General features: G+C 69.1%; 24 protein-coding genes and 1 pseudogene. 15 read left to right on the plus strand and 10 right to left on the minus strand.

Annotated elements, in window-relative coordinates; all coding sequences use genetic code 11:
• Positions 1–276: 276 nt before the first annotated feature.
• Positions 277–1,359 (minus strand): questin oxidase family protein, encoded by a 1,083-nt coding sequence (locus JNW91_RS13540; RefSeq protein WP_238424924.1) that lies wholly within the window; start codon positions 1,357–1,359, stop codon positions 277–279.
• A 10-nt stretch (positions 1,360–1,369) separates the two neighbouring features.
• Complete coding sequence (locus JNW91_RS13545) at positions 1,370–1,951, minus strand: dihydrofolate reductase family protein (protein WP_203175187.1); 582 nt, start codon at positions 1,949–1,951, stop codon at positions 1,370–1,372.
• Positions 1,952–2,051: 100 nt separating this feature from the next.
• Here JNW91_RS13545 and JNW91_RS13550 point away from each other — a divergent pair, with 100 nt between their 5' ends.
• Entirely contained in the window at positions 2,052–3,080 is a 1,029-nt protein-coding gene (locus tag JNW91_RS13550) for an ArsR/SmtB family transcription factor (RefSeq protein ID WP_203175188.1), read from the plus strand.
• A 327-nt stretch (positions 3,081–3,407) separates the two neighbouring features.
• On the opposite strand, the gene JNW91_RS13555 is transcribed toward JNW91_RS13550, so the two are convergent.
• Positions 3,408–4,250: an AraC family transcriptional regulator gene (locus tag JNW91_RS13555; RefSeq protein WP_309244348.1), complete on the minus strand. Its 843-nt coding sequence runs from the start codon at positions 4,248–4,250 to the stop codon at positions 3,408–3,410.
• Between the two features lie 76 nt (positions 4,251–4,326).
• Between JNW91_RS13555 and JNW91_RS13560 the strand changes: the two genes are divergently transcribed.
• From JNW91_RS13560 to rarD, 3 genes are read left to right on the plus strand one after another with little or no spacing between them, the layout of a single operon-like run.
• A complete protein-coding gene (locus tag JNW91_RS13560; RefSeq protein ID WP_203175189.1) occupies positions 4,327–5,532 on the plus strand; it encodes an MFS transporter in 1,206 nt (401 codons plus the stop codon).
• Positions 5,529–5,798 carry an ATP-binding cassette domain-containing protein gene (locus JNW91_RS32245; protein ID WP_309244349.1) on the plus strand — a complete coding sequence of 90 codons (270 nt, stop codon included), beginning with the start codon at positions 5,529–5,531 and terminating at the stop codon, positions 5,796–5,798. The genes JNW91_RS13560 and JNW91_RS32245 overlap by 4 nt, the downstream gene beginning before the upstream one ends.
• The gene (rarD, locus tag JNW91_RS13570; RefSeq protein ID WP_203175190.1) at positions 5,795–6,742 is read left to right on the plus strand and encodes an EamA family transporter RarD; all 948 of its coding nucleotides are present in this window, start codon (positions 5,795–5,797) and stop codon (positions 6,740–6,742) included. Before JNW91_RS32245 ends, rarD begins: the two co-directional genes overlap by 4 nt.
• A 147-nt stretch (positions 6,743–6,889) precedes the next feature.
• On the opposite strand, the gene JNW91_RS13575 is transcribed toward rarD, so the two are convergent.
• The 7 genes from JNW91_RS13575 to JNW91_RS13605 form a co-directional block, all read right to left on the minus strand.
• Complete coding sequence (locus tag JNW91_RS13575; protein WP_203175191.1) at positions 6,890–8,143, minus strand: iron-containing alcohol dehydrogenase; 1,254 nt, start codon at positions 8,141–8,143, stop codon at positions 6,890–6,892.
• Between the two features lie 54 nt (positions 8,144–8,197).
• On the minus strand, positions 8,198–9,658 hold the full coding sequence (locus JNW91_RS13580; protein WP_203175192.1) for an NAD-dependent succinate-semialdehyde dehydrogenase: 1,461 nt from the start codon (positions 9,656–9,658) through the stop codon (positions 8,198–8,200).
• Between the two features lie 250 nt (positions 9,659–9,908).
• Positions 9,909–10,985 (minus strand): ABC transporter ATP-binding protein, encoded by a 1,077-nt coding sequence (locus JNW91_RS13585; protein ID WP_203175193.1) that lies wholly within the window; start codon positions 10,983–10,985, stop codon positions 9,909–9,911.
• Entirely contained in the window at positions 10,985–12,052 is a 1,068-nt protein-coding gene (locus JNW91_RS13590; protein WP_203175194.1) for an ABC transporter ATP-binding protein, read from the minus strand. The genes JNW91_RS13585 and JNW91_RS13590 overlap by 1 nt, the downstream gene beginning before the upstream one ends.
• Complete coding sequence (locus JNW91_RS13595; protein ID WP_203175195.1) at positions 12,052–12,963, minus strand: carbohydrate ABC transporter permease; 912 nt, start codon at positions 12,961–12,963, stop codon at positions 12,052–12,054. Before JNW91_RS13595 ends, JNW91_RS13590 begins: the two co-directional genes overlap by 1 nt.
• Complete coding sequence (locus JNW91_RS13600; protein WP_309244350.1) at positions 12,963–13,871, minus strand: carbohydrate ABC transporter permease; 909 nt, start codon at positions 13,869–13,871, stop codon at positions 12,963–12,965. Before JNW91_RS13600 ends, JNW91_RS13595 begins: the two co-directional genes overlap by 1 nt.
• A 38-nt stretch (positions 13,872–13,909) precedes the next feature.
• Positions 13,910–15,265, minus strand: a complete 1,356-nt coding sequence (locus JNW91_RS13605; RefSeq protein WP_309244351.1) for an extracellular solute-binding protein — start codon at positions 15,263–15,265, stop codon at positions 13,910–13,912.
• Between the two features lie 469 nt (positions 15,266–15,734).
• Here JNW91_RS13605 and JNW91_RS13610 point away from each other — a divergent pair, with 469 nt between their 5' ends.
• The 11 genes and pseudogenes from JNW91_RS13610 to JNW91_RS13650 all read left to right on the plus strand — a co-directional run bounded on the left by JNW91_RS13610 (position 15,735) and on the right by JNW91_RS13650 (position 24,200).
• Positions 15,735–16,478, plus strand: coding sequence for a GntR family transcriptional regulator (locus JNW91_RS13610; protein WP_238424927.1), 744 nt, complete (start codon positions 15,735–15,737; stop codon positions 16,476–16,478).
• 89 nt (positions 16,479–16,567) lie between these two features.
• On the plus strand, positions 16,568–17,137 hold the full coding sequence (locus JNW91_RS13615) for a DJ-1/PfpI family protein (protein ID WP_179778497.1): 570 nt from the start codon (positions 16,568–16,570) through the stop codon (positions 17,135–17,137).
• Between the two features lie 19 nt (positions 17,138–17,156).
• On the plus strand, positions 17,157–17,978 hold the full coding sequence (locus JNW91_RS13620; protein ID WP_203175198.1) for an alpha/beta fold hydrolase: 822 nt from the start codon (positions 17,157–17,159) through the stop codon (positions 17,976–17,978).
• 387 nt (positions 17,979–18,365) lie between these two features.
• Complete coding sequence (locus JNW91_RS32250) at positions 18,366–18,551, plus strand: hypothetical protein (RefSeq protein ID WP_238424928.1); 186 nt, start codon at positions 18,366–18,368, stop codon at positions 18,549–18,551.
• Positions 18,552–18,637: 86 nt separating this feature from the next.
• Entirely contained in the window at positions 18,638–18,913 is a 276-nt protein-coding gene (locus JNW91_RS32255) for a hypothetical protein (protein ID WP_238424929.1), read from the plus strand.
• 136 nt (positions 18,914–19,049) lie between these two features.
• A complete protein-coding gene (hflX, locus tag JNW91_RS13630; protein WP_203175199.1) occupies positions 19,050–20,201 on the plus strand; it encodes a GTPase HflX in 1,152 nt (383 codons plus the stop codon).
• A gap of 392 nt (positions 20,202–20,593) precedes the next feature.
• Positions 20,594–20,668: pseudogene (locus tag JNW91_RS32260) on the plus strand (pyridoxamine 5'-phosphate oxidase family protein); the annotation flags it as partial.
• Positions 20,669–20,870: 202 nt separating this feature from the next.
• Positions 20,871–21,488, plus strand: coding sequence for a TetR/AcrR family transcriptional regulator (locus JNW91_RS13635; RefSeq protein WP_255545125.1), 618 nt, complete (start codon positions 20,871–20,873; stop codon positions 21,486–21,488).
• Positions 21,485–22,159 (plus strand): VC0807 family protein, encoded by a 675-nt coding sequence (locus JNW91_RS33335; RefSeq protein ID WP_203175201.1) that lies wholly within the window; start codon positions 21,485–21,487, stop codon positions 22,157–22,159. Before JNW91_RS13635 ends, JNW91_RS33335 begins: the two co-directional genes overlap by 4 nt.
• Positions 22,156–23,367: a nucleotide disphospho-sugar-binding domain-containing protein gene (locus JNW91_RS13645; RefSeq protein WP_203175202.1), complete on the plus strand. Its 1,212-nt coding sequence runs from the start codon at positions 22,156–22,158 to the stop codon at positions 23,365–23,367. Before JNW91_RS33335 ends, JNW91_RS13645 begins: the two co-directional genes overlap by 4 nt.
• On the plus strand, positions 23,364–24,200 hold the full coding sequence (locus tag JNW91_RS13650) for a helix-turn-helix domain-containing protein (RefSeq protein WP_203175203.1): 837 nt from the start codon (positions 23,364–23,366) through the stop codon (positions 24,198–24,200). The genes JNW91_RS13645 and JNW91_RS13650 overlap by 4 nt, the downstream gene beginning before the upstream one ends.
• Positions 24,201–24,232: the final 32 nt, after the last annotated feature.

Consider the following 24,232-nt stretch of genomic DNA (forward strand, 5'->3'; position numbering starts at 1 on the left):
TTCGCCTGGATCGACGTGTCGGCCGGTGCTGGCCACGATCATCCTGCGCCTGCGGAACCGCACCTACCGGCGCATCCACGACGAAGAGACCGTCGACGCCGACCGCGACGACATCCCCGACGTCTACCAGCAGCCTGCCGGGAGCCGTACCGACACCGCCTGACCGACGGCCATGCGCGCTCACCCGCGTAGATCTTGCCGACGATAGCCACCGCCCGGACGCGGCACCTTCGCGTTGTGGGATCGGGAGACGTGAGTATCTGGCCCTCTGAGGCATCAGGGACGGTCAATCAGCTTGGCGATGTGCAGGGTCGCGGCGAGCAGCTCGGGGTCGCCGGTGCGGTCGTACGACTCGACGGCCGTGTCGGCGAACTTCAGGACATGCTCGTCGCCGTGCTCGGCTGCCCGCTGAAGCGCGTCCTCACGGTTCAGCTCGGGATAGCGCCGAACGATCTCGGAGCACGGGGCCGGCCGGGCCGGGGCGTACGTCGCGATGACTGCCGCCACGGCCGCCCAGGCGGCGGTCAGGCTCGGTGACCACTGCTCGGTCGGCAGGACCGGGAGCACGTGCCGCACGGCGTTGGGCGCGGTGGCGGCATGGACCAACAGGACCGGCGAGCCGTGGCCGAGCCCGAGGTACACCTTTGCGGCGCTGTCGACGAGCGACTCCAGCCGCGCTGGAACCTCGTCGACGGAGGCGGCCGGTTCCAGCGCGCGTAGGCTCGCGGTCCAGCCCGGACTGCGTTCGAGCCGGTCGAGCCGGTGGGCGATGAAGCCGCTCTGGTCCTGAAGTCGGGTGACAGCCGGCAGGGCCCGCTGCGGTGTGAGGTTGCCCTCCGGCGAAGCCACCCCGGCGAGCTCGCGGTAGCGCGCCGCCCAGAACGCCAGCCCGTGGGCCAGTTCGTCGAGGGTCTGGCGTGCTGGGGCGCCAGCAGTGCCGCGCAGGGTACGCACCGCGTGGCTGACCCGGATCACGCCGTGGGTCGAACCGGCGACGATTCCCGGCAGCAGCCGCGGCCACCACTCGACGAGCACGTCCGACCACGGGCGCTCGACCAGCTCGTGCCGAAAGTACGCGGCCCAGTCGGGCAGCCGTCGCGCTTGGCCCAGCGCGGCGCCCCACTCGCCGGGCTGGATGGCCGCGCTCGTGCCGGGCAGCGCCGCCAGGCGGCGTACGTAGCGGTCGAGCCAGCCCTCGACGTCGATGTCGAGTCCCCGCCGGACCATGACCTCCACGGCCATCGGGCCGTGGTTGGTCATCCCGTGGTTACCCTCCTCGTCGCCGCCGAACTCCGGCCCGTACGCATGCAGCCGCTCGTACGCTGCGGGCAGGGCCTCCGTCATCGGTCCGCGGGTCATGGCAGCCACCTCAGCGGACGACGTCATAGACGAGCTTGATGATTCCGTTGGCGTACGTCTCAGACTCGACCACCTTCAGCATCTGCTTGTCCTTGTCGATGTCGCTGAACATCCGCTTGCCGGCTCCGAGCAGCAGCGGGTAGACCAGCAGGTGGTAGCGGTCGATCAAGCCGGCGTCGGACAAGCCGCGGGCGAGCGTGGCGCTGCCGTGGATGAAGATCGGGCCGCCGTCGGTCTCCTTGAGCTTCGCGACGTCTTCGAGGGAACGCAGGATCGTGATGTCACCCCAGTTGTCGACGAGGGCGTCCTGGCTGAGGGTGGTCGAGACGACGTACTTCGGCAGTTCCCTGAGGGCGGCGAAATCCTTCATGTCCGGCCACACCGGCGAGAACACCTCGTAGCTGGTCCGGCCGAACATCAGCGCGGTGGCCTCCTCGGTCTCCCGGCCCTTGAGCGCGTACGCCTCGGGCAGGACCTCGATGTCCTTGTAGGTCCAGCCGCCGCTGCGATGGTTCTCCGATGAGGTGCCGCCGCCGGGAGAGTCGACGACGCCGTCGAGCGAGACGAATGCGGTGTAGATCAGGGTGCGCATCTTCGGTGTCCTATCCGTTGTCGGGGTGGATGTCCTCAGTCTTCTGTGGTGTCGGGCGCACGGCCACGATTAGGCTGAGACCTCATCGGAGGGGGGTCACGTGATCCACCTGCATGTCACGGCGACCGACCTGACCCGCGTACGCTTCGCCGCCTCGCCCGTCACGGAGACCGTCGCCAGTCTACGAACGCTGGCCGCCGGCAGGCAGCGGCGGCAACTGCACCGTCCCTGGATCGACAGGTTCGCCGAGCGGGCGGGCCGGCTGCGCAAGCGCGACCTGGACCTCTTATGGGCACTGGTCCGTCCGGAGGGCTACATCCCCGACTTCCTGATGCCGTCGCCGGATCGCCGGTCTTCGACATTCGCGGACGGGATCGCGCAGATCGCCGGCGCCGATCCGGAGATAGTGGCGCAGGAGTTGGCGCACCTCGCGGCCCACCGGTTCGCCCAGCAGGGGCCTGGCCGCGAAGGCCGGCAAGCCCTGCTCCAGGCGCTCGTGCACCGGCCCGACGCGGGCATCGGCCCCGTCACCGAGGCGCTTGAGGCGTACCACCGCGTCGCGATCGCCCCGGACTGGTCGCGGATCGATGCGTTGCTCAACGACGACATCGCCTACCGACTCGACGCCCTGGCCGACGGCGGCGTCGACCGGATGATGAGCAACCTGCACCCGTCGGTCACGTTCGCCGACCAGACGCTGAGGATCGTCAAGTACTACGAGGGCCACGCCGACTGCGGCGGACGCGGCCTGCTCCTCGTGCCGTGCGCCTTCGCCTGGCCGGACGTCCTGGTGCGGACCGCTCAGCCAGGGTCCACCAGCGTCTCCTACTCCCCGCGTGGCCTCGGCCGGCTCTGGGAGGAGCAGCACCCCGAGCAGACCGGCTCGGCGCTTGCCGGCGTCCTCGGGCAGACCCGGGCCGCCCTGCTGGCCCAACTCGACCTGCCGATGTCGACCAGCCAGGCTGCCACCCAGATGGCGCTCTCCGCGCCAACGCTCAGCGTGCACCTCCAGGCGCTGCGCGCCGCCGGGCTGCTCGCCTCGCGCCGGGCGGGCCGGCAGGTGCTCTACTCGCGGACCGAGCTCGGCGACCGACTGCTCAGCGGGGCAGGCCGGCAGCCCGACGCCTGAGCCGCTCACCGCACTGGCAATGCCGAGTCCTCGTGCCGCCAGCGCGGTAGTGGCCCGCCGTCGCGAGATTTGCGGTGGTTGAGCGCGCACGGGGACTGAGGCGTGCCCGTGCTGTTGGTGATCTGGGCGCGCACGTAGCGCGTAGCGGGGGCATTGACAGGTCGGACAGGGTGACGTCCATCGGGGTCCCGAAGGTGCCGCGGTCGTCAGATTCGGCGGCGGCTCGATGAGGGGGACCGGTCGGCCGCCACCAGGTCCACGTGCGACACCTTGACCGGAGGTGACGTTGGGTCGCCGCGCTCATCTCGGCCTCGACCGCGAATCCGTTCAGCGGGTAGCCAGGCCGCGACCTGGGCCGGCCGGCGCCGGTGCACGCGGAGTCCACCGGGGGCGGGCCGAGTCCAGCGCCCGGTCGGCTCGGGAGCCTTGCCGGCTTCGGCAATACTCGCCGGGCGTCATCCCGAAGTAGGCCCGGAACGCCTGAATGAACGCGCTGGGGCCGCTGTAACCGCTCGCCGCGGCGGTCGTGGTCACCGACTCGCCCTCGGCGATCAACGTGAGCGAGTGATGCAACCGCACCTGCGTCCGCCAGTGCGGGAACGACATTCCGGTCTGCTCCCGGAACAGCCGGCTGAGGGTACGCGCGCCGGCCCCCACGGCCATGCCCAACTCGCCGAGGGTGCGGCGGTCGGTGGGGTCATCGAGCAGGATTTCGGCAAGATCCCGCAGCCGGGGATCGGCCGGGTACGGCAGGCGCAGGCGCAACGTGGCCGCTCGTTGCAGCTGGTCGAGAGCCACGCGTTCGAGGTTGTTCCGTTCGTCGTCGGTCAGCTCCTCGCCGTCGGTGAGGCTGACGATCACCTCGCGCAGCAGCGGCGAGACGGCCAGGGCGGTCGGCTGATCCACGCCCAGCGGGTTCACCGGGCGGTCGAACATGATCGCGCGCATGTCGGTGGGCCCGTACGCCCGATGGGCATGGGCGACGCCGGCCGGAACCCACACCGCCCGGTCCGGTGGCACCGTCCACATTCCCGTCGGCGTCGACACTCCCAGCACGCCGTTGCGGGGGAAGATCAGCTGGTGGCGCGCGTGGTAATGCCAGTCGATCCGGTCGCGGTCGGCCAAGGGCACCCGGGCGGGGCCGTCCACATTCTGGCTGCTTGGCGACACAAATCGGCAGGGTATCAATAGCCGGCAACTGGGACGGTCGGGCATTGTTCCTCCAACACCTGCAACGAGAGAGCTGATGGTGGTGGAGACAAGCAGCCGAGCGAACTCGGCCAATCCTGGGCCAGCGCTGGCACTGGTCGGGGAGTGGGACAGGCAACCGTCGGCGTGGCGGCGGATGCGCCTGTGGGGCGCGGCCCACGCGGTCGACGACCTTTACCAGGGTCTGGTGCCCGCCTGCGTTCCGTACTTCGTACTGGACCGCCACTACAGCTACGTCGCCGCTGGCGGTCTCACGCTCGCCGCGACCCTGGGTAGCTCCATCCCTCAACCATTTATTGGCGTCGCGGTCGACCGTTACCGGCTCGACTGGCTGGCTGGGGCGGGAGTGACGCTAGCCGGAGTCGGGCTCGGCCTTTCCGGCCTCGTGCACAGTTACGTGGCGGTCTGGCTTCTGCTCTGCGCGTCGGGACTCGGCGTGGCGATGTTCCATCCGGCCGCCGGAAAGTCGGCACGGGTGGCGGCGGGCGACAGCGCAACAGCGATGAGCATCTTTGCCGCCGGAGGCAGTGTCGGGTTCTTTCTGGCACCGGTACTGGCCACTCCCGCACTGATCGGGATGGGCGTCGGAGCGACCGCGCTCTTCATCCCGCCGGCCGTGCTCATGGGTTTCCTGCTGTACCGGAACCGGCCACAGCGGCCGGTTGCGCGCGGTGTTTCGCACGACGGCCGTGACCGTTGGATTCCCTTCCTGGTGCTGACCTGCGTCGAGACTGTCAGGTCGGTCGCCTTCTTCGGCGCGATCACCTTCATCGAGTTGTTCTGGATACGCCATCTGGGCGCGGGCAAGAGTCTCGCCGGCGCGGCGCTGGCGTGCTTCCTGGTCGGCGGAGTGGCCGGAACGCTGCTGGGGGGCCGGATCGCCGACCGCGTCGGGATGGTCCGCACAGTGCAGGTCGGCGCGATCGCCGCCATTCCCGCGCTCGTCGGCCTGCGGCTCACGCCTGGGGAGTACCCGCCGCTCTTCTTCGCCGTGCTCGCCGGCATCGCCCTGAACATCCCGTTCGCCGTGCTGGTCAAGCTGGGCCAGGACTATCTGCCGACGCGGCCCGGCACTGCCGCGGGTGTGACGCTCGGGCTCGCCGTGAGCATCGGCGGCCTCCTCGCGCCCGTCCTCGGTGTGGCGGCGGAAACCTGGGGTCCCCAGGGCGTGTTCACCATCATCTGTCTGATTCCCCTGGCGGCGCTGGCCCTCGGCGTCTTCCTCAGCGAGCCGCAGAAGTGACGCGGTACGCCGACGCGGGCTACAGGGTGGTCGAGGCCCGGGAGGTCGATGTCGTGCGGGACGTTCGCCTGCTGCTTGCGGGTGTCAGCGTCACGATCCGCGCCGGGGAGCACTGGGCACTGATCGGGCTCAACGGCGCGGGCAAGCGCACGCTTCTCAGCGTGCTCGGCGCCTATCCGCTGCGCTGCGCGTTGACCGCCCGCGAGGCGGTACTCACCGGGGCGACCGGCACAATCGACCTGAGGCCGCGGTGGCGCGCCGGATGACCCGCAGCGCACCGCTGCCGGGCACGACCGCGCCGGCCGGTGAACGCCGAACCAGCGTGGGCGTGCTGGCCGGAACCGCAGCGTACGTCATCTGGGGTTTGCTGACCCTCTACTGGCCGCTGCTGGAGCCGGCGCCCGCGCTGGAGATCCTCGCCCATCGCATCGTCTGGTCGCTGGTCCTTGTCGCTATCGTGCTGGCGATCCAGTGCGACCTCAACTGGTTGCGTGTGATGCACCGCCAGCCACGAGTCCTGGCGCTGCTGGCGGGTGCCGGTTGTTTCGTGGGTGCGAACTGGGGCCTCTACATCTGGGCGGTCAACAGTGGGCGGGTGATCGAGGCGGCCCTCGGCTACTACATCAACCCGCTCTTCAGTGCCCTTCTCGGCTTGGTGGTGCTGCGGGAGCGGATGGCGCTCGCGCAGTGGGCCGGCGTGGCCCTCGCCGCGGCGGGCGTGGTGTGGCTGGGGATCGACGCCGAACGGCCGCCGTGGGTGGCGATCGGCCTCGCCGCCACCTTCGGAATCTACGGGTTGTTGCGCAAATGGGCGGCGATGCCGAGTTGGCGGGCGTTGGCGGTGGAGACGGCCACTCTGGCCATTCCCGCCGCCGCGTATCTCGCCCTCCTGTCGAGGGCCGGCCAGAGCCACTTCGGGGACAGTCCGGTCCGGGCCGCGTTGTTCGTCAGCACCGGGCTGATCACCGCGCTGCCGCTGGTCCTGTTCGGCTTCGCGGCCCTCCGGACGCCACTCACGGTCCTCGGGATGCTTCAGTTTCTGCTGCCAACGATGCAGTTTCTCATCGGCTACTTCGGACTGCACGAATCGGTCAGCACTGTTGGCCTGGGCGCGTACTGCCTGGTCTGGGCCGGTGCGGCGTTCTTCCTGGCCTCCTACGCCTGGCGGCAGACCCGACCGGACGAATCGCCGCGCGTAGGACCGGATTGAGGGAGGGACATGGACGGTCCGCTCAGGTGGTGTCCGGTCGTCGATGCGAGACGAGGGCAGGTCGACGGCTGCGTTGCCGTACGTCGTCGCGGCGGGGTGCACTCAAAGAAACATTTCACCGTCGGGGGTGGGGCAGGGAACCCGTCGTCATGTGAAAGGCCGGTCACTATCTCTGCTCGAAGTCAGGACGTGTCGGGTCCGGTCGCCGGTCCAGGCCGCTTCGAGGATCGCGGTCAGGCTGGCGGTGTCGGTCGGGCCTGGATGGTTCTGGATCAAGCGGGTGACGCCACTGGCCATTTCCGCGAAGCGCGGGAGGTCGGCGCGTGCCACGCCGATGTCCGCCAAGGTGGGAGGGATGCCGATGTCGGCAAGGAGCCCGTCGAGCCAAGTGAGGAACGTGTCCGTGGCCTCGGCATCCGAGGCGTTGGTCACGTCGAGCCCGCACACCCTGGCGAGGATGGCCAACCGGTCGCTGATGGCATCCCTGGCCGCGTCCAGCGCGTAGGGCAGTAGCAGCCCGACGCCCAGGCCGTGCGGCGTGTGCGTGGCTGCGCCGATGGGGTACTGGAGAGCGTGCGGGGCCGCGTTGCCCGCGTGGGAGAATGCGAGCCCGGCGAGCATGGACCCATAGGACATGTCCGCGCGCGCGTCCGTGTCGCCTCCGTCCCTGACAGCACGACGCAAGCTACGGGCGATCCGCTCGGCGGCCAGGAGCGCGTAGTGGTCGGTGATCGGGTTGCGGCCGAGGAACACCTGCTCCACCGGATCGCGCGGTCCGTGGGCCCGGGGTCGCGCGGTGTAGCTCTCCACCGCGTGACAAAACGCGTCGATGCCGGAGTGGGCGGTGACGGTCGCAGGGCAGGTGTAGGTGAGTTCGGGGTCGACGATGGCGAAGTCGGGCACGATGTGGACGCTGGAAACCCCCACCTTCAGCTCGCGGTCCGGGTCGGTCAACACCGAGACGGGTGTGAGCTCCGAGCCGGTGCCTGACGTCGTCGGGACCGCGACGAGAGGAATCGTCGGCCCCGGCACCTTCGACTCGCCGTAGAAGTCGCGCGGCGTCCCACCGTGGCGCCGGATGACGCCGACGATTTTGGCGAGGTCGATCACCGTGCCACCCCCGATGGCGAGGATCACGTCGGCGTCCACCTCGGCGGCGACCGAGACGGCCAGGGCGACATCGGCGAGTGGCACGTCTGGAGTCGCGTCGGAGAACACCTCGACGACCTCGACCTTCTCCCGCACGGCAGCCACGATCTCGGCCACGCCCGGCTGTCCCAGAAGAACCTGGTCGGTCACGATGAGGACCCGCGAGCCGCTCTCGGCCACCACTCGTGGGATGTTCTGCGCGACCCCTTCGCCCACTATCAGCTGGCGTGGTCCGCGGACGGTCTCAAGCATGTCAGTGCCTCTCCGGAACGTCGGCGGGAATTCGCTGGGCGGACGTAGGCCGTTTCACGGGAGGTCGATCGCCACGTAGGTGAGGTCGAGGTACTCGAGGATGCCCTCGTGCGACCCCTCCTTGCCGATCCCGGACTGTTTCACGCCTCCGAACGGAGCTGACGGGTCCGATATCAGGCCACGGTTGATGCCGAGCATCCCCGTATCCAGCCCCTCGGTGAACCGGAGCGCCCGCTGGAGGTCACGGGTGAAGATGTATCCGACCAGGCCGTACTCGGTGTCGTTGGCCTTCGCCATCACCTCGTCGTCGGACGTGAACGAGATGATCGGCGCCACCGGGCCGAAGATCTCCGCCCCCAGCATCCGCGCATCGTCGGGCACGTCGACGAGGACCGTAGGCGGGTAGAAGTGGCCCGGCCCAACCGGACGCTCACCGCCCACCAGGACCCGGGCACCGCGATCGACCGCATCGGCAACGAGCTCGTCGATCTTGGTGACCGCGGCCTCGTCGATCAAGGCCCCAACGTTCACGCCGTCGTCGAGACCATGGCCCACCGAAAGCGCGCCCATCCGCTCGGCAAAGCGCGCCGTGAACTCCTCGCGCACCGGCTCCTCGACGTAGATCCGGTTGGCCGCGATGCAGGACTCCCCGATGTTGCGCATCTTGGCCACCATGGCACCGTCGAGCGCGACGTCCAGGTCAGCGTCGGCACACACGATCAAGGCCGCGTTGCCGCCCAGTTCCATGGAGGTGCGCAGCACGTTGTCCGCAGCCTGTCGTAGCAGTACGCGTCCGACCTCGGTCGACCCGGTGAACGAAAGCTTGCGGGTCCGACTGTCGGCCAGCAGTGCGGAGACCACCTCGCCGGCACGCCTGGTGGTCACCACGTTGACGACGCCCGGGGGAACGCCGACCTCCTCCATGATGCGGGCCAGGAACAGCATGGTGAGTGGCGTCTGGGCTGCTGGTTTGGTGATCGTCGTGCAGCCCGCAGCCAGGGCAGGAGCGATCTTGCGGGCACCCATGGCCAACGGAAAGTTCCAGGGCGTCACGAAGACGCACGGTCCGACCGGCTTCGGCACGGTGAGGATGCGATATCCACCTGCGGGAGCGGTGCTGTAGCGCCCCTCGACGCGCACCGCCTCCTCGGCGAACCAACGGAAGAACTCGGCGCCGTAGGCCACCTCTGCCCGAGCCTCGGAGAGCGGCTTGCCCATCTCGAGCGTTATCAGCCGGGCGACCTCCTCGGATCGCTCGGTCAGTGCCCGGTACGTCGCGGTCAACAACTCTGACCGTTTCCGCGGCGGGGTCGCCGCCCACTCCGGCATTGCCTTACTCGCCACGTCCAGTGCGGCGAGCCCGTCAACGACGTCGGCGTCCGCCACCTGGGCGATGGTCTTGCCGGTGGCCGGGTCCTCGACGGCAAAGGTGGCTCCGCTTGCGGCGTCGCGCCAGGCGTCGCCGATCCGGAGCCGCCGGTGCTCGGGGGCCAGGACGTTCATGGGATCACGCATTGCGTCGTCTCCTGTGATCTTCTTGGTGCTGTCCGGCGTGCCTCAGCGATCGCGTTGTCCGCGTAGACGGACGGGTCACACGCCCTCGTCGGGGGGCGAGGTTGCCGAGCGGGTCCGGCCCTGTCCGCGGGTCGACGCCCCGCGCCAGCGATCGGCCGTCTCAGCGTCGTCAGGCCGTGCGCACTGGTGACGGTCCGCCGAGGCTCGATTGCCACGTGCGGGCGCATGGTGCCGTCGCCGCCCGGTGTGGTTACCGCCCAGCCTCGGACAGCGACAGCCCGGTGCCCGCATCGAACAGGTGCGCACGGTCCAGGTCGACCGTGACAAGCAGCCGCTCGCCCGGCGTACCGGTGACGGTGGGTCGTGCCTTGACCTTGAGGATCTCCGTCCCCACTCGGACGTCGACCACTGTTCGGTCACCGAGTGGCTCAAGCCCGTAGAGCTCACCCGGCAACGACGCGTTTCCACGCTGCTCGACGGACAGGTCCTCCGCGCGCAGGCCCAGCAGCAGCGCACGACCGTCCTCGGCCGTGGTCCAGCGGGGCCGCGGTAGCGTCCAGCCTTCCGCACCGACCAGACGATCTCCCTCGGCGTGGCAGGCGAGCAGGCTGATCGGCGGGCTCCCGACGAATCCTGCGACCCACTGGTTGGCTGGACGCTCGTACACCTCGGTCGGCGTTCCGACCTGTTGCACCTTCCCCTCCTTCAGGACCGCGACCTGGTCGGCCATGGACAGGGCCTCGACCTGGTCGTTGGTCACGTAGATGAAGGTTGCTCCGAGGCTCCGGTGGATGCGGGTGAGCTCGGTGCGCATCTCGACGCGGAGCTTGAGGTCGAGGTTCGTCAGCGGCTCGTCCATGAGAAACGCGCGCGGGCGACGGACCAGCGCCCGGGCCAGGGCGACGCGCTGCATCTCACCGCCCGACAACTGCGCGGGACGGCGCTGCAGCAGACGTTCGATGTGCAGCAGGCTCGACATCTGCTCGACGGCAGCCGCGATCTCACTCGAAGAACAGCGGCGTGCCCGCAGTGGCGACGCGATGTTCTCGTACACCGTGTGTCGCGGGTAGAGGGCGTAGCTCTGGAAGACCATGGCCAGGTCGCGTGCGGCCGGGGCGTCACCGGTCGCGTCCCTGCCGTCCAGATGCACCGACCCGGCGTCAAGCTTCTCAAGGCCGGCGATCGCTCGCAGGGTCGTCGTCTTGCCTGCCCCGGAGGGCCCGAGCACGACGAAGAACGAGCCGTCCGGCACGTCCAGCGTCACCCCGTCCAGGGCCCGGACCTTGCCGAAGGACTTGCACACTTCGTGTACCGCCACGGTTCCCATCAGGCCACCAGCTCTTCCGTGCTCACGTCGTAGACCGCCGGGGTCCCACCGGTGTGCCGCAACCCGACTCGTGCGTCGGCGGCGAAACGGACAGTCGGTGGCATCCGAACCCGTACCTCCCGCTGGCCGCTGTGGTCGACCACGTAGATGATCTCGTCGCCCAGCCACTCCGCCGAGACCACGCGGGCCGGGACCGACCCTTCCGCCCCTGGTGCGGTGACTTCCAGCGCCTCCGGCCGGACGCCTGCGACCAGGCGACGGTCGCGCGGCAGACCTGGCGGTGGCGTGAGGACCAGTCCGCCCTGACCGTGCAGGTTCCCGTCGGCCACCTCCACGTCGATCAGGTTCATCGGAGGGGAGCCGATGAACGCCGCGCAGAAAAGACTCGCCGGACGGTCGTAGACCTCCAGCGGCGTGCCGATCTGCTCGACGCGGCCCTTGTTGAGGATGGCGATCCGGTGACCGAGCGACATCGCCTCCACCTGGTCGTGGGTGACGTAGACCATCGTCGCCCCCAGTTCCCCCTGGAGGTGCTTGATCTCCGTGCGCATGTCCGCCCTCAGCTCCGCGTCCAGGTTGGTGAGAGGTTCGTCCATGAGGAATGCGCGCGGTCGTCGCACCAGGGCGCGAGCAAGCGCGACACGCTGCTGCTCCCCGCCGGACAGCTGGCGCGGTCGCCGGTCCAGGAGCGGACCGAGCCGCATCAGCCGGGCGGCCTCGTCGACCCGCTTGTGCACCTCCGCCTTGGGCAGTCCCTCGGCCCGCAGTGGGAACGCCAGGTTGTCGCGGGTTCGCAGGTGTGGGTAGAGAGCGTAGAACTGGAACACCATGGCGATGTCGCGCTCGGCGGGCGGCAGGTCGTTGACCAGCGTGTCGCCGATGCGGATGTCGCCAGTCGTCTGCCTCTCCAGGCCGGCTATGGCCCGCAGCGTGGTCGTCTTACCGCAACCCGAGGGGCCGAGCATCACGAACAACTCGCCGTGGCCGATGGACAGGTCCACGTGGTCAACCGCGACCGTCCCGTCCGGGTAGCGCTTGTGCAGGGCGGTCACCTCGATGCCCGCCATCAGCGTCGCACCGCCCCGAGCGTCACACCGGCGATGAGGTGCTTGCGCACCAGATACGCGAAGACGAGCACCGGTAGGGCGAACACCACGGAGGCGGCGGCCACCAGACCCCAGTCCGTGGTGGTCCCGCCGATGAGGCCGGCGACTGCGGGTGGGGCCGTCCGGACGCTGTCGCTGGAGGTGAGGAAGGTGGCGAACACGAACTCGTTCCACGAGAAGATGAGGGCGAAGACCGCCGTCGCGGCGATGCCGGGCACGAGCAGCGGAAGGGTGAATTTCCAGAACGCCTGCAACCGGGTGTAGCCGTCGAGCATGGCGGCATCCTCGTACTCCGCGGGCACCTCGTCGACGAACCCCTTCATCATCCAGATCGTGAACGGGACGTTGAACGCGGCGTAGATGAGGATCAGGCCGAGCTTGTTGTCGATGAGTCCGACCTGGCGGTACATGAGGAAGATCGGGATCACGACCACCACGGGCGGCATGAAGCGGGTGGACAGGATGAAGAACAGTTGGTCCTTCTTGGCCCTCACGGCGAAGCGTGAGTAGGCCCAGGCCGCCGGGACCCCCAGCACGGTGGCCAGCACCGTGGAGACCCCGGCGACCACGACGGAGTTGAGGAACGAGACGGACAGGGCCGAGCGGGTGCCGTCGGGGGCGACGAACACGTCCTTGTAATGGTCCAGAGTTACCGTGAAGTCGAAAAACTTGGCCGGGATGGCGTAGACGTCCCGGTTCTCCTTGATGGACGTCTCGATCATCCACAGCACCGGGAAGAGCATCACGACGGCCAGCACGGTCAGCAGCGCGACCTCCAGCACGGAGCGGCCCCGGCCGCCAAGGCGGCGCGCGGGGGGCGTGTGATCCCGGGCCGGACCCGTGGACACGGCCTCGTCGACGGAGACGGCCATCAGCCCTCCTTGAGCTTGTTCAGGTAGCGCAGGTAGAGCTGCGTGAGGACGATGACGACGAGGACCATGAGGATCCCGTACGCCGAAGCGGTTCCGGTATTGAAGCCCAGGAACGCGACCTTGTAGACGTGGAACGACAACGTCTCGGTGGAGACACCCGGGCCTCCGCTGGTGAGGATGTAGACGAGGTCGAACAACCGGAAGGCCTCGATGGCCCTGAACAACACGGCAATGAGGAGCAGCGGCCACACCAGCGGAAGAGTGATGGTGCGGAACCGGAACCACTCGGACGCCCGGTCGATCGAGGCCGCCTCGTAGAGGTACTTGGGAACCGCGCTGAGGCCGGCAAGTGCGATGAGCATGATGAACGGTGTCCACTGCCAGGTGTCGACCACGATCAGGGAGATCAGTGCCGTCCGCTGTCGGGTGAGCCACTCCACCTGCCCGAGGCCGACCGAGCCGAGCATGCTGTTGACGACGCCGAACTGCGCGTCGAGCATGAATCGCCAGAACAGTCCGACCACGACCGGCGACAGCATCATCGGAACCAGGAACAGAGTGGTCAGCAGTCCTCGCCCGTGCGTGCGCCGTGAGATCAGGTAGGCGATGGTGAAACCGAGCACGGTCTGCAGCCCGACCGCGCCGAACACGTAGATCAACGTCGTCAGGGCCCTCTGGTGGACCTGCGCCGACGTCAGGATGGCGGTGTAGTTCCCGAACCCGATGAAATGGGCGGGCCCACCGCGGGTGGCCGAGTAGTCGGTGAAGGACAGGTACAACGCCCACAGCAACGGGAACACCGACATGGCGAGCAACAGCAGCAGCGCCGGGGAGGTGAAGGCCACGGCGAGCCCGCGGTCGCTCAGCCGGCGGGACCGACCCGGTGCAGGTAGCGTCGCGGACGCCACCTGCCCGGGGTGGTCGGTCTTCAGAGGGACGGGGTCACTCACAGTCCGCCGCCGCCCTTGCGACTGCTGGAGTCGAGCACGCCCTGCTGCTCCTTGGCGATGTCGTCGAGCGCATCCTTCGGCTTCTTCGCGCCGTTGAGAGCCGCGTTCACGTTGGTGTTCTCGATGTTGACGAGGCGCGCGTACTCGGGCACGTTCCACATGTCCCGCATCCGCGGAACCGAGTCGGTGTACACCTGGTTGAACGGCCCGGCATTGAGGAACTCGGGCGACTCCAGGGCGTCCGTACGCGATGGCACGCCACCAGCCGCGGCCCACTTCTTCTGGACATCAGCCCGCTCGAACCACTTCATGAAGTTCAGGGCCTCGGCCTGGTTTGCCTTGGAGGAGTAGGCCGACACGTGCATCCCCATACCGCCGAGAGGGACCAGGTTCGTCTTCTGGCTCGGCAGGGTGGCAAAACCCAGCTTGTCGAGAATCTGCTTCCGGGTGGTACCGAGCGTCGACTGTTTCGGATCGAGCAGGCCGCCGCTCGCGGCGATCCAGTTGAACGCGATGCATGCCTTGCCCTGGGCGACCGCCGCGTTCACCTCGTCGATGAACCAGTTGCCGGAGCCCTTGGCGGTCAGCGGCTTCATCTTGTTGACCAGGACGTCCATCGCCTCCTGGCCCGCAGTGTCGTTCAGGACACCGTCGATCTTGCGGTTCTTGGCGTCCCAGAGGTTGCCGCCGTAGACGCCGTTGACGGTGTTGTAGGTGACGGCTGCGGCGTCGGAGCCGTTGGCCTGGTGGAACGCCAGCCCGCTGACGCCGGGGTTGTCCGCCTGGCACCTCTCGGCGACTGAGATCATCTCGTCCCAGGTCTGCGGTGGCTTGTCGCCGATCAGGTCCTTGCGGTAGATCATCGTCCAGGTGTCGCCGAGCAGCGGCAGTCCGTACAGGCTGGCGTTCTCGTCGCGCTTACCGGTCTCCGCCTGGGGGAACTGGCCGTACGCCGCCAGCAGGTACGGGTTGTAGGCCGAGACCTCGATGTTGTTCTTGACGAAGTCCGTGAGGTCGAGGATGCTGCCGTTCGTCACGGCCTCGCCGATGTGTTGCGAGTCCAGGATCGCGATGTCGAAGTCGGTCTTGCGCGCGGCGAACTGGGTGAACATCGCGTCGTGCCAGTTCGCGTTCGGCACCGTGTTGACCTTGATGGTCGCGTTCGGCCGCTCCTTCTTGTACTCCGCGTTCGCGAAGGCTTCCAGTGCGTGGGCGGGGGGCCAGTCGAACCAGATGAAGCTGAGGGTCTGCGGGTCCTTGGTGAGCTCCGGGATGGTCGCCGGTGCCTTGGGGGCGCTCACCTTCGTGCCGTCGTCCTGGCCATCGCCGCAAGCCGCCGCGGTCGTGGCCACCAGCAGCATGGCCGCTGTCGCCAGCCCTACCTTCCGGCCGGAGCGGACATTCTTCCTATTCGCTTCGGAGAGCGCATTTTTATGCCTGCTTTCTGGGTGGGGACTTCTAGAACCTCGCTATGTGCTTCGCCGAGCAGTTGCTGGGTTGTTCAGGCGTGTTGCCGGGCCGTCGGAGGGCCGACCCGCGGACCGGCGTCACGAGTGCGCCGCGATGTACTGGGTCTTCATGTTGTCGAAAAGTCCGTCGGCCCATCTGCGGCCCGGTGACGAACCGGGCAGGACGTCGAACATGCTCAGGGGAGCTTCAGGTGATCGAAGTAGAGCGATGGCGGGCGGCTCCGCCATGGGTGCAGGATGGCGACCATTCGCCACCTTTCCTATACGATCCCGGTGGGGGCGTCAGCATCCCGCAGCGTTGCGATCGATGTCAACAGCTTCCCGAAGGCGCAAGGAAGGACCTCACGTCACGATGGACGACGAAGCGATGATCGCGCGGGGCCGTAGGGCGGTGACGGGCGCAATGCCACCGGGAAGATCTGGTGGCCGGCTTGCCGACGAGGTGTACGACACGCTGCTCGGACAGCTGATGTCGCTACGGATCGAGCCTGGCTCCCGCGTCACGATCGACGTCCTGGCGCGAGAGCTGGGGGTCTCGCAGACGCCGATCCGAGACGCTCTGAACCGCATGGAGGCCGAGGGCCTGGTCGTGCGTGTGCCCCATGCCGGCTACCGCATTCCTCCCCAGATCACCCGTCACCGATTCGAGGACATGCTCGAGGTCCGCCTGCTCCTTGAGCCGGCGGCGGCGCGCAGATCCGCGGAACGCGCGTCCTTGGAGCAGGTGGCCGGTCTGCGTCGCATGCTGGAGGAGATGGAGGAACTGGAGGGGGGCAACGGGCCGATGGCCTATGGCGCCTTCGGGCTACGTGACGCCGCCTTTCACGATCTCGTCGCCCTGAGCGCGGAGAACCAGGTCATCCGTGAAGCGCTCGCTCGCCTGCACAGCCACGTGCACCTCTTCCGGCTGCACCACGACACCCAGGTCACTCACCTGGCCATGGCCGAGCATGAGGACATTGTGGCCGCGATCGCCGCGCGTGACCCCGACGCCGCCGCCTACGCGATGCGTCGGCACATCCTGCGGTCCGGCGAGCGTTTTCGACGACTGTTCGACGAGATCGAGGGCGCGGACGGAATGGCGGTAGAGGCTTGACGGGCACGCTGGGCCCAGGAATGCTGACTCAATCCTGATCGGATCGGATTGGATCCACCTCACCCGCCCCCAGATGCGAGGAGAAGCAGGTGCCCAGAGCGCTGCTCCTGACCGGCGACGCCGCCGAGGAGCTCGACACGATGTATCCCTACTACCGCGTGCAGGAGGGCGGCTGGGACGTCGACGTCTCGTCACGGACGATGCGCGACGTGCAACTGGTCATCCACGAGTTCGACCCCAACTCCGACGCCTACGTGGAGAAGAACGGCCGCAAGCTGCCGGTGGACGTGCCCTGGGCCGAGGTCGACGTCGAGCGCTATGACGCCCTCATCATCCCCGGGGGACGTGCCCCCGAGTGGATCCGGGTCGACGCCGACGTCAGGCGGATCACCGAGCACTTCTTCGCGCGCAACCTCCCCATCGCGCTGGTGTGCCACGGCGCGCAGGTGCCAGCGGTGTACGGGCTGCTGAAGGGTCGAAAGACGGCGTGCTTCCCCCCGATCACCGGTGACATGGAGAACGCGGGCGCGACGGTCATCGACGCTCCCGACGTCGTGGACGGCAATCTCGTCTCCTGCCGGGGGTGGCCCGACATGCCGCAATTCGGCAGGGCGATGATGGAGCTCTTCTCGAAGTCGGTCAGCCCCGCATCGGCATGAGCACACCTGGCCTGCCGCGGTGACGGCACTTCGGACCGTCACCGTCGACGGCTCTCCCGTCCACGTCCTGGAGAGCGGCACCGGGCCCGCGGTGCTGATGCTGCACGGCTCCGGACCCGGTACGACCGGGTCCGGCGCCTGGGCAACGACGGCGCAGGCGCTGGGCACGTCCTGGCACCTGGTGGCTCCTGACCAGGCGGGGTTCGGCCGTACACCCGTCCCGGCGGGCTCCAGGGGTGGGCTCCGGCTGTGGACCGAGCAGGCCGCGGGCCTGATGGATGCTCTCGGTATCGAGCACTACGCCGTGGTGGGTCACTCCATGGGCGGTGCCGTGGCGCTGGCATTGGCGGCCGCGCGCCCCCGGCAGGTCACCCGTGTCGTGGCGGTCTCGACGATGGGTGCCCCCGGGGCGCCGCTGTCCGCCGACCTCGACGCGATCTGGGCCGCCCCCGCCGGCCCGATCGGGGCACGAGACATGCTGAGTCGCCTCGTCCTCGACCAAGCGCTCGTGACCGATTCGGCCGTCGAGGCCCGTGCAGCCGCGATGCGAGCGGGGGAGGGCGCATTCGCGTCGTTGTTCCCGCCACCCAGGGCACGATGGGTCGACGAGCTCACCCTCTCTGCGCAAACCCTGGCAGCGGTGCGTGCGCCCGTGCTGCTCGTCCACGGCGCCGAGGACCGGGTCACCCCGCTCGGGACGGCAGCCCAGCCCCTGCTCGAACACCTGGCCGATGTCCGTCTGCACGTGCTCGGCCGATGCGGGCACGTGCCGGCGATCGAGCACCCGCACGAGTTCAGGCAACTGCTGTCGTGCTTCCTCCGCCGGGACCGGAATCCCTAATTGATGCGGCAGGTCGGCGGAAGCGTTCTGTGGCTCCCGTCATTGCGCCCGTGCTGCTGTCGGACCGACAGCCCGGGCAGCGTCAGCCGCGCGGTAGGGCTGGAACGGGTCAGCTGCTGCGTCACCGCAACGGGCAGCCGATCACCTACCGGCGCTACGACCACCTGTGGGTGCAGCGTCGGGGAACGGTCAGGGGCGGGAACTCGGTGCGGGAGGAAAGTGAACCACGGAGGGCGCGCATCGTGACCCGACCAACTCCCTACCCTCGGGTAGTCGGTTAAACCCGAGGACCTGCGTCCACCGAATCCTCAGCACGTGGTGGAAGTGAGGAAAGATCCCTGGCCTCTGGGTAGGTGTGGGTGCCTAACCGATGGGTAGGGGCTCGTCATGCTGAAGCGAGCGGTATGGCAAGGGCTGGTGGCCGGGTTGACCGGGGCGGTGGTGATGACCGCTACGGAGAAGCTGGAGCAGCGGCTGACCGGTCGCCCCGACTCATACGTGCCGGCCCGCGTACTGGCACGGCTCACTGGGATGCCGGAGGCGCGCGGCGTCAGCCGCGGTGGCGAAACCTGACGATGCACTACGGTCAGGGTGCGCTCCTTGGTGTGCTGCGCAGCATCATGGCGCAGTCCGGGCTGCGAGGTCCGTGGTCGTCGGGCATGTTCACCGTGGTGCGGTTGACCAGCGATCAGATCCTGGAAAATGCGACAGGTGTGGGGGCTCCACCGCAGACGTGGCCGCGCGGCGAGCTTGCCGTCGACGTGCTGCACAAGTTCGTCTACGGTTTCACCACCGGAGCGATCGCTGATGCCCTCGCCGCCCGTGACGGCGTCGGCCCGGGCCAGCGGCACGCCGCGGTGCGGCCCGGTCGTCATTCCGACGTCGGCCCCCTGCACGCGGCCGCTGCCCACGTCCTACCGGCACGGCGCGGATAGCTGTGTCACTGGCCCCGCCCATCGTGCTGCCCGCGCCGCTACGTGTACGCCGTGTCCCGCCAGCTCCTGGCCGAGGTCGCGCATGGCCTGTCAGGTCGGGGGTAGACGGTCCCAGCCGACGAGGTTGAGGTGGACGATGGCGGGATCATGGTTGCTGGGCCCGGATGCCGGCTCACTGGGAGAGCGCCCGACCGCGGTGCTGGTGGCGGTGCGAGGCGAGGACGGTACGGCCGACAGCGGACCGGGTTCGGAGACCTCGCTGGCCGAGCTGCGCCGGCTCGCTGACACCGACGGCCTGAGTATCGCCGACGCGCTGGTGCAAAGCCGGCCCCGCCCGGACCCGGCGACCTTCGTCGGATCGGGCAAGGTCGACGAGCTGGCCGCGCTCGCCGAGCGATCACACGCCGACCTGGTGATCGCCGACGGCGAACTGACCCCAGGGCAGGTGCGCAACCTGGAGGAGCGGGTGGGCGTGCGGGTGGTTGACCGCACCGCGCTGATCCTGGACATCTTCGCCGAGCACGCCCGCACCAGCGACGGCCGAGTCCAGGTGGAGCTGGCGCAAATCGCGTACCAGCTGCCGCGGTTGCGCGGTGACGGCCGGTCGATGTCGAGGGTCGGTGGTGGCCGGATGGCCGGCGGCGCCGGCATGGGGGTGCGTGGTCCCGGTGAGATGCGGCTGGAGACCCAGCGCCGGACGCTACGCGAGCGGGCCACCCGACTGCGACGCAACGCCTCCGAGCTGGCCCGGCGGCGGGAACGGACCCGGAACCGGCGGGCCCGCAACCAGGTGCCGTCGGTGTCCATCACCGGCTACACCAATGCCGGCAAGTCGGCCCTCCTCAACCGGCTCACCGGTGCGGACGCGCAGGTGCGCGACGTCCTGTTCGCCACACTCGACCCCACCGTCAGACGGATCAGCACGGGTGACCTCACCTACACCATCACCGACACGGTTGGCTTCGTCCGGCACCTGCCGCACCAGTTGGTGGACGCGTTCCGGTCGACTCTGGACGAAGTCAGCCGCAGCGACCTCGCGCTGCATGTGGTCGACGCCTGCGCGCCGGACGCGCTGGGGCAGATCACCACGGTGCACGGCGTACTGCACGAGATCGGCGCCGGCGACGTCCCCGAGCTGCTGGTGCTCAACAAGATCGACGTAGCGCCATCCGAGTGGGTGGACGCGTTGTGCCGGGCACACCCGCACGCCATTCCAGTCTCCGCCAGGACCGGTGCGGGCATTGACCACCTCCGCGACGAACTCGCCCAGAGGGTCCGGCACTCCTGACCCGAGTGGTCCGGTCGCTGAAGCTGGCAGGTTCCTGGCGGGCCGACTGTCAGCCACTGAAGGCATGGCCTGATGCCGGCACGCCGGCAGCCGTTGCCGGCCACTTGTGCGGACACGATCGGTCGATCAACTCGACCAACCACGTGCAGAACTGACAGGACGTTGAATGCCAGCCATGTTCGGACCGCAGCGCGACTCGGTCGGGGGCGCCTATCCGCGGACGGGGGCACGAAGCTCGGCCACGAGGCCGTCTGCACGATTCTCGGCGTGCAGCCCGTGCCACCGCCACTGCGTACGCTCTGGCACGCGTTCATCACACGTTGTTCGGATGCCCTCCCTGGTAGCCGGGCAGGTCATGTGGGTACGGTGCGCGCCATGATCGAGGACGCCGCATGCCGTTGACGAATCCGTGGCTGGCCGGGCCCGCGCCGGCACAGCGGCTCGATCGTGATCGGCTTGAAGAGCGCCGCTGATTGCCACAACGGCAACGTCCTCGTCGCACCTCAGCTCGGCCGAGCGCTACCGCAAGCTCGGTGATCTCGACCGTGCCCGCGGGTACCTCCAGCGCGCACAGGCGTGGTTGACCGTCAGGGCATGAAGACGCGGAGGATGCCGGCGGGTTGCCCTCGCTCTTGACGTGGAGGCCTGCCATCTGCTGCTATTTTATCCATGCAGATAACACCGGAGGTGGATCGGAAGACGCGGATTCTCGAGGCGGTCGTCGAGTTGCTGGCCGAGCACGGCTACGCCAAGGCGACGTTTGCGCGGATCGTTGAGACGGCCCGACTCAGCAGCACGCGGCTCATCACGTACCACTACGACACCAAGCAGGAGTTGGTCGCTGCGGCGCTGCGCCACATCGGTGAGCGGGCACAGCAGTTCATGGTCCCGGCGATCGAGGCCGAGTCGTCGGCGCGTGGCAAGCTCGCCGCGTACCTGCGCTCGAATTTCCGCTTTCTCGCCGAGCGGCCGGCGTACGCGCGTGCTGCCGTCGAAATCGCCCGCAACCTGCCCCGGGACACGGCGGACGCCGATCTTCGCGAGGACGTGCCGGTGGTGCTCCTGGCGCAGCTGTTCGTCTCGGGCCAGGAGTCCGGGGAGCTGCGCCGGTTCGAGCCGGTGGTGATGGCGGTGACGGTCCGCGCCGCTGTCGATGCCGCCGTCGAGCGGTTCACCCGCGGCGAAGGGATGGACCTGGCTGCCTACGCGGAGGAGTTGTGCGCGATCTTCGATCGCGCGATCGCTGCGGACCCGGCCTCGGGGGATCTCGGGGAGGTGTTGTCGTGAGACCGGTCGACAGCGACGCGGAGGAGGCGGTAGCCGGCGCCGCGACGCGGATGAGACAGGATGCGCGCCGGGCTCTGGTCGGACGAGTTGTCGTCGACGCGGTCCTGCCCCTGGTCGTCTACTACGCGCTACGCGCCATGGGCGCCGACGTGCTGGCCGCCACCCTCGCCGCGGGCGCGGTTCCCGCTGCGAACGCCGCCCTGGTCGCCGCTCGCAGCCGACGGGTGGACGTCGCCGGCCTCGTCGTCGTCAGCCTGTTCGTCGCAGGAGGCGTGCTGAGCGTGGTCACCGGAGACGCGCGCCTGCTGTACATCAAGGACGGATGGCTCACCGGTCTGCTCGGCGCGTGGGTACTGCTGTCGCTGGCCATGAAGCGGCCGTTCATGCTGCACCTCGGCACGGTCATCGCCACGGCCAAGGTCGGCGATGTCGGAGCCGCGGCGTGGCAGCAGCGCTGGATCGACGATCCCGTCTTCCGCCGCCGATTGCGCCTGGTGAGCGTCGTGGTCGGCGTCGTGCTGATGCTGGACGCGCTGGTCCGCGTCGCGATCGCCTCGATGATCGACCTCGACGCGGTCCCGACGGTCACCAACGTGCAGTACGCCGTCATGCTCGCCGGGCTGTTGTCCTGGTTCTTCTGGTACACCGCCCGGCACGGGCTGCGCGCGTGAGCACGACGACCGGCGCGCACGTCGCCGTCCTCACGGTCGGGGCGACCGGTCACCTGCTGCCCGTGCTCGACGTGATCACCGAACTGCGGGCCCGCGGGCATCGGGTCACCTGTTTCGCCCCGGACGTCGCGGGACCCGCCGCGCAACGTGCCGGCGCTGACGTCGTCACCTACGAGTCGACGCTCGTCACGCGCCCGTCGTCGTCGCCGCCGAGCGATTTCGCGGTGTGGCTGCCGTTCGTGCTGGTGGCGGAGGCGGCTGCCGTCGTACCCCAGGTCATCGCTGTGTTGCGCGGTGACGTCCCCGACGTCCTGCTCTACGACCGGGCCGCCCACCCGGCGGGCCGTGCGCTGGCGCAGCTGCTCGACCGGCCGGCGGTGGCGTTGTTCCCGTCCTTCGCCCAGGGGCCGGCGTGGTCGCTGGCCGCGGCCACCGGACAGACGAGCGTGCTCGACCCCGCGCATCCCGCCTTCACGCCGTTGCAGGATCAGCTCGACCAGTTCTCCGCGCGCTGGGGAGTCGAGGGCATCACCGTACGCGACCTGGCCGAGGCGCGCGAGCAGCGATCGATCGCGTTCCTCCCGCGGTGGTTCCAGTGCAACGGAGACGGGTTCGGCACGGACCATCACTTCGTCGGACCGTGTCTGGGCTCGCGGCTCGGCACCGGACCGGCGGGACACGAACGGCTCGTGTACGTCAGCGCGGGCACCGCAGCGGCCGAGCCGGAAACGGTACGGTCACTGGTCCGCTCCGCGGCCGCCGCGGCACCGAACCACCGGGTGCTCGTGTCCACCGGCGGGTTCCCGGTCGCCGCCCTCGGGACGGTGCCCGACCGGGTCGAAGCCCACGAGCACGTCGACCAGCTCGCCGCATTGGCACAGGCCGACCTGTTCGTCACGCACGCCGGGATGGGCAGCGTCATGGAGGCCCTCTGGTTCGCCGTCCCCATGGTGTGCGCACCGCGCACAAGCGAGCAGCACCTCGTCGCGGCACGGGTCGAGGCCCTCGGTCTCGGCGTGAACCTCTCGGACGGTAGTGGCCCGAGCGGTGACGGCATGGCCAGGATGCTCGACCTCGCGCACGATCGGATGATGCGCGAGCGGTTGCGCGCCGCCTCCGCGAAGGTGCGGGCCGCCGGCGGGCGCCGAGCGGCAGTGGACGCGGTGGAGGCAGCTCTCCCGTCCGATCGCAATGGGGGCGGCGCATGACCGCGGCCCCGTCCTACGTTGAGCTCGCCCCGGTGCCGGGACTGGTCAACCACCTTCGGACCGTGTGGGTGCAGACGACCGGGGCGGTGCCCTACGTGCAGCGGCACCTGCCGACCGGTGGTGCGGAGCTGCACTGGCCGCTCGGTGGACAGCCACGGCTGCTCGGCCCGTTGACCAGACCGCGGGTCGAGGTGATCCCCGCGGCGACGACGCTGCTGGGTGTCCGATTCCACCCGGGGGTGCCCGTTCTGATACCCGGTGGCGTTGCGGACGTGCTCGACCGGGGTGTCTCGCTCGGCGAGCTCGGTCACTCGTGGGTGGACCGCCTTGGCGAGGCGATCGCCGCCGCGGCGACGCCTCGGGCGTCGCTGCACATCCTGCAGGCCTTCCTGCTGCACCGTGCGCGGACCGCCGGTTCGGACCCGCTCGTCCGCGAGGCGGTGCGGTTGTTGATGTCCTGGGCGCCGCGTGACGTCGGCGCGGTCGCCGACCACCTCGGACTGTCGGTCAGTCAGTTCCGGCGTCGCTGTGTGTGGGCGGTGGGAACGGGGCCCAAGCCGTTGCAGCGGACACTACGGTTCCAGGGCTTCCTCGCGCTGGCACAGGCGGGCGCGATCGCGACCGGACGGCGCGGGGCCGACGGCATGGCAGGGCTCGCGGTCGATGTGGGCTACGCGGATCAGGCCCACTTGAGTCGGGAGGTGCGCCGCCTCACCGGGTTGACGCCGAGCGGGCTGCTCGGCGGAGAGGTCGACAGGTGCTCGTGCGGTCACGACCACACCGCGTCGTACGCGCCGTTTCTCGCGGGCCGTCGGTCACCGGTATCCGTGTGACGGTGCGCGATTCGTTCAAGACCGGCGAGCGC

It is taken from the genome of Micromonospora parastrephiae (genome assembly GCF_016802865.1).
Lineage (GTDB): Bacteria > Actinomycetota > Actinomycetes > Mycobacteriales > Micromonosporaceae > Micromonospora > Micromonospora parastrephiae.

Excerpts from the sequence above, each read along its gene's own strand:
- JNW91_RS32255 (WP_238424929.1), top strand. The coding sequence starts at position 18,638 with ATGTTCACCGTGGTGCGGTTGACCAGCGATCAGATCCTGGAAAATGCG.
- JNW91_RS13635 (WP_255545125.1), top strand. The coding sequence starts at position 20,871 with ATGCAGATAACACCGGAGGTGGATCGGAAGACGCGGATTCTCGAGGCG.
- JNW91_RS13585 (WP_203175193.1), bottom strand. The coding sequence starts at position 10,985 with ATGGGAACCGTGGCGGTACACGAAGTGTGCAAGTCCTTCGGCAAGGTC.
- JNW91_RS13545 (WP_203175187.1), bottom strand. The coding sequence starts at position 1,951 with ATGCGCACCCTGATCTACACCGCATTCGTCTCGCTCGACGGCGTCGTC.
- hflX (WP_203175199.1), top strand. The coding sequence starts at position 19,050 with ATGGCGGGATCATGGTTGCTGGGCCCGGATGCCGGCTCACTGGGAGAG.
- JNW91_RS32250 (WP_238424928.1), top strand. The coding sequence starts at position 18,366 with ATGCTGAAGCGAGCGGTATGGCAAGGGCTGGTGGCCGGGTTGACCGGG.
- JNW91_RS13575 (WP_203175191.1), bottom strand. The coding sequence starts at position 8,143 with ATGCTTGAGACCGTCCGCGGACCACGCCAGCTGATAGTGGGCGAAGGG.
- JNW91_RS13560 (WP_203175189.1), top strand. The coding sequence starts at position 4,327 with ATGGTGGTGGAGACAAGCAGCCGAGCGAACTCGGCCAATCCTGGGCCA.
- JNW91_RS13650 (WP_203175203.1), top strand. The coding sequence starts at position 23,364 with ATGACCGCGGCCCCGTCCTACGTTGAGCTCGCCCCGGTGCCGGGACTG.
- rarD (WP_203175190.1), top strand. The coding sequence starts at position 5,795 with ATGACCCGCAGCGCACCGCTGCCGGGCACGACCGCGCCGGCCGGTGAA.
- JNW91_RS13595 (WP_203175195.1), bottom strand. The coding sequence starts at position 12,963 with ATGGCCGTCTCCGTCGACGAGGCCGTGTCCACGGGTCCGGCCCGGGAT.
- JNW91_RS13590 (WP_203175194.1), bottom strand. The coding sequence starts at position 12,052 with ATGGCGGGCATCGAGGTGACCGCCCTGCACAAGCGCTACCCGGACGGG.
- JNW91_RS13580 (WP_203175192.1), bottom strand. The coding sequence starts at position 9,658 with ATGCGTGATCCCATGAACGTCCTGGCCCCCGAGCACCGGCGGCTCCGG.
- JNW91_RS13540 (WP_238424924.1), bottom strand. The coding sequence starts at position 1,359 with ATGACCCGCGGACCGATGACGGAGGCCCTGCCCGCAGCGTACGAGCGG.
- JNW91_RS13610 (WP_238424927.1), top strand. The coding sequence starts at position 15,735 with ATGGACGACGAAGCGATGATCGCGCGGGGCCGTAGGGCGGTGACGGGC.